This window comes from Bacillus sp. AP50 (genome assembly GCF_040492675.1).
Taxonomy (GTDB): Bacteria; Bacillota; Bacilli; order Bacillales; family Bacillaceae_G; genus Bacillus_A; species Bacillus_A cereus.
Genome location: NZ_JBEUTW010000017.1, coordinates 1 through 11,991, shown reverse-complemented (window position 1 = coordinate 11,991; position 11,991 = coordinate 1). Strand labels below are relative to the sequence as shown.

The window sequence follows — 11,991 nt, the reverse complement described above, 5'->3', positions numbered from 1 at the left end:
ATGTTTTTCTCAAAACGTGCTTGCAATACTTTCAATAACTCTTCACGTTTTTCTACTAGTAAGTCATTTTTATTTCCTGTCATATTAGTCCTCCCTGATGTATGTACTGATAGTAGTTTAAGTATATATTTTATAATAAATCATCTCAATATGAAGACCGTTTCAATCATATGTCTTGTACAAACATCTATTACAAAGTCCTAAAACCCTCCATACTCTCTTCAAGCATATAGTGTGAAAACCACATCAAGTTCTGCTTCATAATAGCCACATGAACTCCTGGTTGGTCAGAACTATATGCCATTCCTTTAAATATAATTAATTCTGTATCAACTTCCATATCCATTAATCCTTGATATAGATCATATGCATTTGTAATCGGAATTCTTGCATCCTTTTCCCCATGTTGAATTAAGGTAGGCGTACAAGCTGATTTAATATACGTCATAGGTGATGTCTTCGTATATATATCTGGATCATTCCATGGAGTATTTCCTAAATACATTCTAATAAAGTAAGGTATATCTGTATTTACATAATGGGTACTCCAGTTAGTTATTCCACCGCCAACTGAAATAGCTTTAAACCTGCTACTAAATGTAGAACAAAAAGCTGATACATATCCACCATTGCTCCATCCCATAACTCCTACTCTATCTTTATCTACTATCCCTTGATCAACTAGTTTATCAACTCCTGATATAACATCGTCGTAGTCAGCAATCCCCTGTTTTCTATAGTTAGCTTTTAAAAATTCATTACCATAACCTGAACTTCCTCTGTAATTTGGTTCTAAAACGATAAAGCCTTTTTCAACAAACTGTTCAATCGGATATTTCTCATTGAAGCAGTCTGAAAATATCGGAAAAGATGCCCAAGCCGGACCACCGTGAATTACTACTAATAAAGGATATTTTTTATTAGTGTCAAACTCTACTGGCGTTGATAAAACACCTTCTATTTCAAGACCATCACTACTTTTCCATGAGATGATTTCCCTGTTACTTTTAAGTTTCCCTTTGAAAAAGCTATTTTCATCCGTTATTTTTTTATCGTCTAAATAGATTTCAAAGGTTTCATTTGTTATAGCCTTATTATAGGTTATATGATTTCCATCCTTTGTTATAGAGGCATCCATTATAAAGCCATCTATCTTGTCGCTTAATGCTTCCACAGTGCCATCTTCAGCTAGTAATCCAATACGATAATTCGTTTTATCCTGCCATCTAATTAAAATTCCTTTAGCTGTCCACTGTAATGGCATAACTGTACTATCAAAGTTTGTTAGAGGCTGAATTACCTCTCCAGTATTCATATCATATATCTCTAACGTACTATCTTGTATATGGTTTCTATAGTAATCCTTCTCTCTTATGCTTGCTGTGTAACATATTTTACTGCCGTCAGGAGAAAAGCAAACACTCCCTCCCAACAACTTATCCACATTCAGCTTTTGTAGCTCTCCAGCTTTAATATGGAGTATGTATAGATCTCCATTTATATAATCTGCCATATTTGAGCTTGGTGTCGTTATAAATACAACCTTTTTACCATCATTTGAAATATCAAATTCATGGATATGAAAGTCCTTACCATCCGTTAATTGATAAACAACTCTGTTCTCGTGTTCATCTGTATCACTTTGTATCACCTTTTCTATTTCAATGTAATATAAACAATTATTCTGGTGTTCCTTACCTATATGTTGAAAATCTCCATATAGGTCCTTACGTTTCTTTATCTCTTCACATTCTTTTGACTGCGTAACATAATAAAGACCCTTGCCAGTAGGACCCCATTTGAATGTACTGACTCCTTCTTTCTCATCAGTAATTTGAACCTCTCTATAATCATCTAGTGACTTAACAAATATCTGATTTTCCCCGTCACCAACTGGACTAAGATATGCGATACACCTAGCATCTGGAGACCATAATGGGTGTGTACTATCTATATCACCATTTGATAATGGGTAACTCTGCTTCTTATCTTTTTCATATATCCATACATGATTCCTATATGTATTGTCTTTCCAATCAGCCGTCTTCTTAACAAATGCTACGTTTTTACCATCATCACTTATGTTTGTACTTGATACGGTTGGTAATGAAATAATCTCTTCTATACTTAAATATGTTTTTGCTTTCACTTTCATATAATAAGCCCCCTTGTAATGTCCATGAATCTACCGTCTCTTCTTGTCGTAATAAAGGAAATTGTTCACGGATACTTAAAATAGTAACGGAAAATTCAGATAAATAAAAGTGAATCCGATAAAGTAAAACTTTAATCTATAGGGCTCTTTCCGCTTATCAATTTTAGATGTTCTTTTTCGACACAAAAATACCCCTTTAGATAAAATATCTAAAGGGGTGCAAATTTGTAAATTTATTTTAAAGCTATAACTATATTTATTAACCTACCAATCTCCTACTCAACAGTAACAGACTTAGCTAAGTTACGTGGCTTATCAACGTCACACTCGCGGTGAAGTGCTGCGTAGTATGAGATAAGTTGTAATGGAATAACTGCTACTAGCGGTGCTAGCGCTTCGTGTACAGCTGGTAATACGAAGCTGTCACCTTCCATTTCTAAGCCTTTCATTGAGATGATACATGGGTTAGCCCCGCGTGCTACTACTTCTTTCACGTTACCACGAATTCCAAGGTTTACGTGCTCTTGTGTAGCAAGTGCGATAACTGGTGTACCATTTTCAATTAAAGCGATTGTACCGTGTTTTAACTCTCCTCCAGCGAATCCTTCTGCTTGGATGTAAGAGATTTCTTTTAGTTTTAACGCACCTTCTAATCCTACGTAGAAGTCTACGCTACGGCCGATGAAGAAACAGTTACGCGTTGTTGCTAAAAATTGTTTTGCTAATGCGTCCATTTCTTCTTTTTGATCACAAAGTTCTATCATTGCATTTGCTACAAGTCCTAGTTCGTGTGTTAAATCGAAATCAAGAACTTCACCTTTTGCTTTAGCAATATCAGCCGCTAAAATTGAAAGTACTGCAAGCTGTGCTGTGTAAGCTTTCGTTGATGCAACTGCAATTTCTGGTCCAGCGTATAACGGAAGTGTATAATCAGCTTCACGAGAAAGCGTAGAACCAGGCACGTTTGTAATTGTTAATGCTTTATGCCCCATTTCATTTGTTTGTACAAGTACTGCACGGCTATCAGCTGTTTCACCACTTTGTGAAATGTAAATGAAGAATGGTCTTTCTGTTAATAATGGCATGTTGTAAGAGAATTCACTTGCCACGTGTACTTCAACTGGCATTTTTGCAAACTTCTCGATAAATTGTTTTCCAACAAGACCTGCATGATAACTCGTTCCACATGCAATGATGTAAATGCGATCGCTATCTAAAATCGCATTGCGGATGTCTTGATTTAATTCAATTTCGCCATTTTCATCTTGATACTTTTGAATTATATTACGGATTACAAGTGGTTGCTCATCGATTTCTTTAAGCATGAAATGAGGATATGTTCCCTTTTCAATATCACTTGCGTCTAATTCCGCTGTAAACGGTGCACGTTCAATCGTTTCACCTTGTAAGTTTTTAATTGTAATACTTTCTTTCGTTACGATTACGATTTCTTTATCCATTAACTCAATGAATTGATCTGTAACTTGTAACATCGCCATAGCGTCGCTTGCCACAACATTAAAGTTGTCACCAACACCTACTAATAGCGGGCTTTTGTTTTTAGCAACATAAATCATGTTTGGATTTTCAGCATCAAGTAATCCGATTGCATAAGAGCCATGTAAAAGAGATAGCGTATTACGGAACGCTTCTTCTACACTTAATCCTGTGCTCACTTGTTGTTCCATAAGCTGTACGATAACCTCTGTATCTGTTTCACTTACGAACGTTACATCTTGTAAATATTCCTTTTTCACTAATTCATAGTTTTCAATTACACCGTTATGAACTAATGTAAAGCGTTTTGATGTACTTTGATGCGGATGCGCGTTTACTTTACTTGGAACACCGTGTGTAGCCCAGCGTGTGTGTCCGATACCTACGCTTGCTGCTACGTTCTCATCTACGATTTCACGAAGTTTTGCGATACGGCCTTTTTCTTTGTATACAACAACACCGTTCTCTGCTTGTACTGCAATACCTGCTGAATCATATCCACGATATTCTAGCTTTTCTAAACCTTTTAATAAAATTTCCTTTGCATCTTGCTCTCCAATAAATCCTACGATTCCACACATGTTTAGTCGCCGTTACAAATGCTTACACTGCTCTGCGAACATGTAACGACATAGTCCGATACCATTTTTATTTATACTAAAAAACGGATTACATATTGCTAGCCCTGTAAGCTTGTAACGGCTTTCACCTTCCTCTCGATTGGGTTTAAGTCCGTATATACTTATACAGCTAGTTTTCATCCGTTCCTCTTCTCTCATCACACTTTCACCTTTGTCCACTAAGTCACCTTAATGATTTAAGTAAAAGCTTGCGGTTGTGATGAACAACCGGGAGTCATCCGCCGAAATCTCGATAAACCCCACCTCGTCAACTACACTATTTGTAGTTCTGGCGCTTTTATAATTTACAATATTTCCTTTGAGAAAAAGAACAAGACCATCTTATAACAAACATGGATAAACCGTCAATGAAATTTTTTTCATCGTCTATAAAACATATGAAAAAGGAGCACTTTTTGTGCTCCTTTTTCATATAAATTCAGCTAATTATTCAGCGCCAACTTCGGCTTTCACAACTTCTACAATGCGATGTACATATGCATCACAAACTTCTTGTGTTGGTGCTTCTGCCATTACACGAATAAGTGGCTCTGTTCCAGATGGGCGAACAAGAATACGGCCATCACCGTTCATTTCTTCCTCTACAACACGAATAATTTCTTTAATTTTTTCATTTTCTAATGCTAATTTTTTATCTGTTACACGAACGTTTACTAGCAATTGTGGGAATTTCGTCATTTCCCCTGCAAGCTCAGATAATGGCTTTTTCGTCATTTTCATGATGTTTACAAGTTGAAGTGCACTTAACATTCCATCACCAGTTGTAATGTAATCAAGTAAGATAATATGGCCTGATTGTTCTCCACCTAGGTTGTAACCTCCGCGCTTCATTTCTTCCATTACGTAGCGGTCACCAACTGCTGTTTTATCACTTGTAATATTATTTGCTTCAAGTGCTTTGTAGAAACCTAAGTTACTCATAACAGTTGAAACAACTGTATTATGTTTTAATTGACCAGTTTCTTTCATGTACTTCGCACAAATGAACATAATTTGATCACCGTCAACGATGTTTCCTTTTTCGTCTACAGCAATTAAACGGTCGCCATCGCCATCAAAAGCAAGTCCGATATCCGCACCTTTTTCTTTTACCAATTCAGCTAAGCCTTCTGGATGTGTAGATCCTACACCCTCATTAATATTCATACCATTTGGAGAAGTTCCCATCGTTGAAATATCAGCTTCTAGGTCTGCAAATAAGTATGGAGCAAGAGAAGAAGTTGCACCATGTGCACAATCTAAAGCGATATGTAGGCCAGAGAAATCTTCTTCAACAGTTTGTTTAATGTACTGTAAATATTTTTGTCCACCTTCAAAGTAATCACTCACTTGTCCAAGATTAGTACCTGTCGGACGTGGTAGTTCATCAACTTCTTTGTCTAATAAAGCTTCAATCTCAGCTTCTTGCTCATCTGTTAATTTAAAGCCGTCTGAACCAAAGAATTTAATACCGTTATCTTGTACTGGATTATGAGATGCAGAAATCATAACACCCGCTTGTGCGTCTAGTGCTTTTGTTAAATAAGCAACGCCCGGTGTAGAAATAACGCCAAGGCGCATTACTTCTGCTCCAGTTGATAATAGCCCTGCTACTAAAGCTCCTTCTAACATATGGCCAGATACACGTGTATCACGACCAATAATTACTTTTGGACGATCTGTATCTTTTGTTAATACATAACCACCAAAACGTCCAATTTTGAAAGCTAATTCAGGTGTTAACTCCTTATTTGCAACTCCGCGTACTCCATCTGTACCAAAATATTTACCCATTATGATTCGCTCCTTTTTCTTGCTCTTTTTGATTGTGATTATCTACTGTTGGTTCTTGACTCGTTTCTTTATCTTTATCTTTATCTTGATTTTGATTTTGGTTTTGATTCTTTTCCTGTTCTTTTTCTGAATCAGGTTCAGGATTTTTTGGTTTCTCATTTTGATTTTCTTGATCGGTGTTTGAATCCGGTTGTTGACCGTTACCCTGTACTTCTTTATCTGGTTTTTCTTTCTTCACAATAGTAACTTTAGCACTTTTTTGTTTTGGCTCTATTGAAATATTACCAGGACCACTCACTTGAATTGAAATATCTTTCGTTCCTGGAGATACATTTTGCAGATTAATTACCGCTGTTATTTGAGCAGCTGTTATTTTATCTACTATACTTGCTTCTCCTGAAATATCAACACTTATCTTTCCATCTTGCGGCGAAAGTAGCTGAGCAGTAACATCTTTAGAAAGTCCATTTTTCTGGATTGGGATACCATCAATCGTTTTTGTTTTCGTTTGTTTTGTTTTTTGCACTCCCACCGAAACCTTCACTTGATTCGGTTTGGCACTTGTTACACCCTTGGGTAATAAAACAGAGGCATCGAATGTTGTAGACTCTGTCAATTGACTAAGATCTACTTCGACCCCCTCTAGCGATTGTATATTATCCAAAATATCTTTTGGACCAGCTATCGTTACTTCTCTCGGTTCAACACTGATATTTGTAACCGCCAATCCTTCTGCTAAACTCCCCTTCTTCGTATACGTTACAGGAACAGTTTTTTCAGTATTATTGGCTGTATTTTGCGTTGCCACATTCAACGTTACACTAATCTTAGATGGACTTGTTCTTACATTTAAACGTTTTCCTTCTTTATTGTATAATGTAACTTCGGGCGTTTTTGTAACAGTTTTATTAACACCTTTTAAATCAACATACGCTTTGGCAGATGAAATGCTTTCAATTTCTTCTTTCGTCCCAACTACCTCAACAGTATCCGGTTTAAGGCTTGATTTTTCTAGAGTAGCCCCCGCTGGCATCTGATCCTCATTTGATAATTTCAGATCTACATGAACATATTTTCTCGCCTTTTCATGAAGAGTAACTTTAATTGTTGATGGCTGAACTGTTCCTTTCACATCATCTGGAAGCCCGTTCGTTTTTAAAGAAATCTCATAAGTTCCTTTTGGACTATCTCGCAAATCAACCGGTATGTCAAATTGTTTTTTTGCTTTTGCTGTAGCAACTGATGCTTTTGGGCCTTCTAATTTTACTTTAACGCCCTCTGCCGGAATACCACTTACAATATATTTCTCCTCATCATACTTAAGATTAATAGCATAATTAGTTAATGTTTCTTTCGTATCATTTGCAAAAGGTAATATACCTGATGTCGTATTTTTTTCAGTTAACGTCGCTGACATAAAAAGCATACACGCCAATAGTAATGAGATCCCTTTTAAAAACCAATGATTCTCCATTAACTTATCCATGACGCTTTCTCCTCCAATTCCATAAAGACGAAGAAGTCGTTTTTTCGTTTCCACTAAATTCAGCTAATAACATATCCTTCAGCTGTTCTGTCTTCAAATCACGATGCAACTTACCATTTTTCGTTAAAGAAATTTGACCAGTTTCTTCAGACACAACTACTGTAATACTATCAGTAACTTCACTAACTCCCATTGCAGCACGATGTCTAGTTCCTAATTCTTTAGAAATAAACGGACTTTCTGATAATGGAAGATAGCATGCTGCTGCTTTAATTGTACTTCCTTGCATAATTACCGCTCCGTCATGAAGAGGTGTATTTGGAATAAAAATATTAATAAGTAATTCCGATGATACGTTTGCATTCAGCGGAATACCCGTTTCCACATAATCACCCATACCGGTCTCTTTTGACAAAGTAATTAATGCACCAATTCTACGTTTCCCCATATATTCGGTTGCTTTTGCTATCGCTGTTGCAACCATTTCAGGTTCATCATCCTCATGCGTTCCAACACGCGAAAATAAACTTCCGCGCCCTAGCTGCTCAAGTGCTCTTCGCAATTCTGGCTGAAAGATAATAATAACGGCTAAAAATCCCCACGTTAATACTTGTTCAGTTAGCCAAGATAGCGTACGCAATTCAAGGAAAATACTGATCATCTTAACGACGATAATAACTGTAATCCCTTTTAAAAGTTGAACAGCTTTCGTCCCTCGGATTATAAGAATTAGCTTATATATAATAAACCATACAATGGCAATATCTAATGCCGTACTAAGATATTTCAAAATGGTCGTATCTTCAAAAGGCATGCTATCCCTTCCTCCTACTTACGAGCAATTCTATCCATATATTGAAATATTGTTTTATGCTCTATCTGTATGTATTTCCAACAACTAGTTAATTATACCATACATGAAACAAACGACAATTACAAACAACCCCCTTTAGCTCAAATTGGTAAGATGTCAAACATTTTTATTGTACAGTATAATATAAATCATTATTATACGCCTATTTTCAAATAAAAAAAGCAACTTCTCAGTTGCTTTTCTTACATTTATTTTAGTTTTTCACCGAATAAAGAACCCATTAAAGCAACTGCTGTTGTTGCCGTTCTATTTCTCTCATCTAAAATCGTATTTACCTCAACAAATTCAGCAGATGTGATAATATCAGCTTCTGCTAACATTTCCATCGCCAAATGACTTTCACGATAAGATAGACCGCCAATTACAGGCGTTCCAACACCTGGTGCATCATGAGGATCAAGACCGTCTAAATCTAATGATAAGTGTACACCATCAGTATGAGATAAATATGCGATTGTTTCTTCCATAACAGCCGTCATCCCCATACGATCAATTTCATGCATTGAGAACACTTTAATACCTTCATTGCGAATGAAATCTTTTTCTCCTTCATCCAATGCACGCGCACCAATAATTACGACATTCTCTTTTTTCACCTTTGGATATGCTCCGTATAAATCTACAAGTGAAGAATGTCCATAACCTAAACTTGCTGCAAGTGACATACCATGAATATTTCCAGATGGTGAAGTTTCCTCTGTATTTAAATCACCGTGTGCATCATACCAAATAACGCCTAAGTTTTTATAATGTTTTGCTACACCAGCTAATGTACCGATAGCAATACTATGGTCACCACCTAATACAAGTGGAAAACGACCTTCTTCTATAATATGATCCACCTTACTTGCTAATTCATTACATACAGTTGCAACTTGTGTAAGGTTTCTTAATTTTGTATTTTCATCTATCTCTTTTTCTCTCTCTATACATATATCTCCCATATCTTTAACGTCATATCCAATTTCTTCAATTCTTTCAATTACCCCTGCATAACGGATCGCGCTCGGTCCCATATCAACTCCACGACGCATCTGTCCTAAATCCATTGGAACTCCAATAACTGAGATTTCTTTTTTCATAGATAGTATCCCCCTTTTATGCCTTCACTAAATATTTTAAATCTTTTATATAGTCTGACTCAACTCGACATTTTTCTGTATGGATATACAATTTATTCACTTATATTCATACTGAAAACCAAATTTCAAGACTATTCTATGTATAAAGTTAACTTAATGAAACAATCGCAATCACTATTATTAAATAATAATAATAAAACACTCCTACATTTAGAAGTGTTTTTCTGATGCTATTTTCCATACTATTGCAATATTTTTTGTTGTCATTTCAATATTTTCTTCTGCTACTTTATATGCTTCTTCTAGTGTCATCGGTCTCGTTGTAATACTAAATACCGCATCTATTCCTTTCTCGTACACAGCTGAATAATCAGATGATACAGACCCTCCAATAGCAATTACAGGCACAGAAAAACGTTTTGCACGCCCCGCAACACCCACAGGAGCCTTTCCATATGCAGTTTGTCTATCTATTCTACCTTCACCAGTTATAATGAGATTTGCATCTTCTATATGTTTATCGAAATTTGTATAATCTAATACAATTTCAATGCCCCTCCGCAAGTCTCCCTTTAACACTGAAATAACAGCCGCTCCCATTCCTCCCGCTGCCCCTGCACCAGGTATTTCAGATACATCAAAAGATACATATCGTTTAAGCATATTCGCATAATGTTGTAAATTCTCATCTAGCTCTTTCATCATCTCTACATTTGCACCCTTTTGTCTCCCAAATATGAAAGATGCTCCCTGCATTCCGACTAATGGATTATCCACATCACATGCCGCTTCTATCTTTACCCCCTTTAAGCGGGGGTCCATTCGTGAAAAATCAATAGCAACAATCGAATGTAATGTGCCTCCAGATGGATCTATTACTTCACCCTTGTCATTTATAAATCTTACTCCTAAAGCTGCTAACATACCTGCCCCACCATCATTTGTAGCACTTCCTCCAAGTCCTAAAATTATGTACTCCACTCCTTGATCTAGCGCATGTAATATAAGTTCTCCTGTTCCTTTTGTCGTTGTAATAAGTGGGTTGCGCTTTTCAACTGGAACGTGCTGTAATCCTGATGCTGCTGCCATTTCAATAAACGCTGTCTTTTTATCTTTAGAAATGCCATAAAAAGCTTGTATACCTTCTCTAAGCGGTCCTGTCACACTAATTGATATAATTCTCCCCCCTGTAGCATCAACAAGTGATTCAACCGTCCCTTCTCCTCCATCTCCAATTGGTATTTTCACATACTCTGCATTAGGAAAAATTGCTCTAAAACCTCTTTCAATAGCTCCACATACTTCTATAGCTTTTAGGCTTTCTTTATATGAATCAGATGCAATAACAACTTTCACAATTATCTCCCCATCCCTTATTTTTACGTTTTCTTCATTTTAAACGACAAGTATAAAAGTTGTCTTTTTAAACACAAAAAAAGCTTACATCATATGATGTAAGCTTTTTTATTTAGATGGAGCCTAGCGGGATCGAACCGCTGACCTCCTGCGTGCAAGGCAGGCGCTCTCCCAGCTGAGCTAAGGCCCCTTATTAATTAAGCGGAAGACGGGATTCGAACCCGCGACCCCAACCTTGGCAAGGTTGTATTCTACCACTGAACTACTTCCGCAAAAATGATGAGCCATGAAGGACTCGAACCTTCGACCCTCTGATTAAAAGTCAGATGCTCTACCAACTGAGCTAATGGCTCGTAAATGGCTGGGCTAGCTGGATTCGAACCAGCGCATGACGGAGTCAAAGTCCGTTGCCTTACCGCTTGGCTATAGCCCATTAATATTTACTAGTATGGTTATCTTTTCAAAAAAATAAACCCTCTCAGGTTATTTTAAAGAAAATGGTGGAGGGGGGCAGATTCGAACTGCCGAACCCGAAGGAGCGGATTTACAGTCCGCCGCGTTTAGCCACTTCGCTACCCCTCCGACATTTTAAATATATATGGTGGAGGATGACGGGATCGAACCGCCGACCCCCTGCTTGTAAGGCAGGTGCTCTCCCAGCTGAGCTAATCCTCCAAAAGTGGTGACCCGTACGGGATTCGAACCCGTGTTACCGCCGTGAAAGGGCGGTGTCTTAACCACTTGACCAACGGGCCAAAAAAGTTTTAAACCTATTCCCAAGCTTCCAACCGGGCTTGAACCGGTGACCTCTTCCTTACCATGGAAGTGCTCTACCAGCTGAGCTATGGAAGCATAATGGCTCCGCAGGTAGGACTCGAACCTACGACCGATCGGTTAACAGCCGATAGCTCTACCACTGAGCTACTGCGGAATAATATTAGCCTGGCAACGTCCTACTCTCACAGGGACAAGGTCCCAACTACCATCGGCGCTAGAGAGCTTAACTTCCGTGTTCGGTATGGGAACGGGTGTGACCTCTCTGCCATCATTACCAGACTTTTATCATTATAAACATTTCTTTCGAAATGTCAAGAAGAAATTTTAATGCATATTCCTTCAAAACTAGA

The 11,991-nt window shown here is 37.4% G+C and carries 8 protein-coding genes, 9 tRNA genes, 1 rRNA gene and 1 pseudogene; all 19 read right to left on the bottom strand.

Annotated elements, in window-relative coordinates; genetic code table 11:
- Nucleotides 1–83: pseudogene (locus tag ABWK52_RS02245) on the bottom strand (DUF4256 domain-containing protein); the annotation flags it as partial.
- 107 nt (nt 84–190) lie between these two features.
- On the bottom strand, nt 191–2,155 hold the full coding sequence (locus ABWK52_RS02240; RefSeq protein WP_097814017.1) for a S9 family peptidase: 1,965 nt from the start codon (nt 2,153–2,155) through the stop codon (nt 191–193).
- A gap of 275 nt (nt 2,156–2,430) precedes the next feature.
- Nucleotides 2,431–4,233: a glutamine--fructose-6-phosphate transaminase (isomerizing) gene (gene glmS / locus ABWK52_RS02235; protein WP_000334163.1), complete on the bottom strand. Its 1,803-nt coding sequence runs from the start codon at nt 4,231–4,233 to the stop codon at nt 2,431–2,433.
- A gap of 12 nt (nt 4,234–4,245) precedes the next feature.
- Nucleotides 4,246–4,431 carry a hypothetical protein gene (locus ABWK52_RS02230; protein WP_001206405.1) on the bottom strand — a complete coding sequence of 62 codons (186 nt, stop codon included), beginning with the start codon at nt 4,429–4,431 and terminating at the stop codon, nt 4,246–4,248.
- A gap of 288 nt (nt 4,432–4,719) precedes the next feature.
- Entirely contained in the window at nt 4,720–6,066 is a 1,347-nt protein-coding gene (gene glmM, locus ABWK52_RS02225) for a phosphoglucosamine mutase (RefSeq protein ID WP_000521476.1), read from the bottom strand.
- On the bottom strand, nt 6,059–7,552 hold the full coding sequence (locus ABWK52_RS02220; protein ID WP_000359597.1) for a CdaR family protein: 1,494 nt from the start codon (nt 7,550–7,552) through the stop codon (nt 6,059–6,061). The genes glmM and ABWK52_RS02220 overlap by 8 nt, the downstream gene beginning before the upstream one ends.
- A complete protein-coding gene (gene cdaA / locus ABWK52_RS02215; protein ID WP_001115697.1) occupies nt 7,545–8,366 on the bottom strand; it encodes a diadenylate cyclase CdaA in 822 nt (273 codons plus the stop codon). Before cdaA ends, ABWK52_RS02220 begins: the two co-directional genes overlap by 8 nt.
- A 248-nt stretch (nt 8,367–8,614) precedes the next feature.
- Nucleotides 8,615–9,508, bottom strand: coding sequence for an arginase (gene rocF, locus ABWK52_RS02210; RefSeq protein ID WP_000711563.1), 894 nt, complete (start codon nt 9,506–9,508; stop codon nt 8,615–8,617).
- A gap of 210 nt (nt 9,509–9,718) precedes the next feature.
- A complete protein-coding gene (locus ABWK52_RS02205; RefSeq protein ID WP_098542248.1) occupies nt 9,719–10,864 on the bottom strand; it encodes a glycerate kinase in 1,146 nt (381 codons plus the stop codon).
- A gap of 117 nt (nt 10,865–10,981) precedes the next feature.
- Nucleotides 10,982–11,054: transfer RNA gene (locus ABWK52_RS02200), tRNA-Ala, on the bottom strand.
- Nucleotides 11,055–11,064: 10 nt separating this feature from the next.
- Nucleotides 11,065–11,136 (bottom strand) — tRNA-Gly (locus ABWK52_RS02195).
- 8 nt (nt 11,137–11,144) lie between these two features.
- Nucleotides 11,145–11,217 (bottom strand) — tRNA-Lys (locus ABWK52_RS02190).
- A gap of 5 nt (nt 11,218–11,222) precedes the next feature.
- Nucleotides 11,223–11,297 (bottom strand) — tRNA-Gln (locus tag ABWK52_RS02185).
- A 65-nt stretch (nt 11,298–11,362) separates the two neighbouring features.
- Nucleotides 11,363–11,446, bottom strand: a tRNA-Tyr gene (locus ABWK52_RS02180).
- Nucleotides 11,447–11,463: 17 nt separating this feature from the next.
- Nucleotides 11,464–11,539, bottom strand: a tRNA-Val gene (locus ABWK52_RS02175).
- 5 nt (nt 11,540–11,544) lie between these two features.
- Nucleotides 11,545–11,619, bottom strand: a tRNA-Glu gene (locus ABWK52_RS02170).
- Between the two features lie 24 nt (nt 11,620–11,643).
- Nucleotides 11,644–11,716 (bottom strand) — tRNA-Thr (locus ABWK52_RS02165).
- Nucleotides 11,717–11,720: 4 nt separating this feature from the next.
- Nucleotides 11,721–11,795: transfer RNA gene (locus tag ABWK52_RS02160), tRNA-Asn, on the bottom strand.
- A gap of 9 nt (nt 11,796–11,804) precedes the next feature.
- A 5S ribosomal RNA gene (rrf, locus tag ABWK52_RS02155) occupies nt 11,805–11,920 on the bottom strand.
- Between the last annotated feature and the right edge of the window lie 71 nt (nt 11,921–11,991).

Bases quoted from the DNA above. Each gene is read 5' to 3' on its own strand.
- ABWK52_RS02240 (WP_097814017.1), bottom strand. From the start codon at position 2,155: ATGAAAGTGAAAGCAAAAACATATTTAAGTATAGAAGAGATTATTTCA.
- glmS (WP_000334163.1), bottom strand. From the start codon at position 4,233: ATGTGTGGAATCGTAGGATTTATTGGAGAGCAAGATGCAAAGGAAATT.
- ABWK52_RS02230 (WP_001206405.1), bottom strand. From the start codon at position 4,431: ATGAGAGAAGAGGAACGGATGAAAACTAGCTGTATAAGTATATACGGA.
- glmM (WP_000521476.1), bottom strand. From the start codon at position 6,066: ATGGGTAAATATTTTGGTACAGATGGAGTACGCGGAGTTGCAAATAAG.
- ABWK52_RS02220 (WP_000359597.1), bottom strand. From the start codon at position 7,552: ATGGATAAGTTAATGGAGAATCATTGGTTTTTAAAAGGGATCTCATTA.
- cdaA (WP_001115697.1), bottom strand. From the start codon at position 8,366: ATGCCTTTTGAAGATACGACCATTTTGAAATATCTTAGTACGGCATTA.
- rocF (WP_000711563.1), bottom strand. From the start codon at position 9,508: ATGAAAAAAGAAATCTCAGTTATTGGAGTTCCAATGGATTTAGGACAG.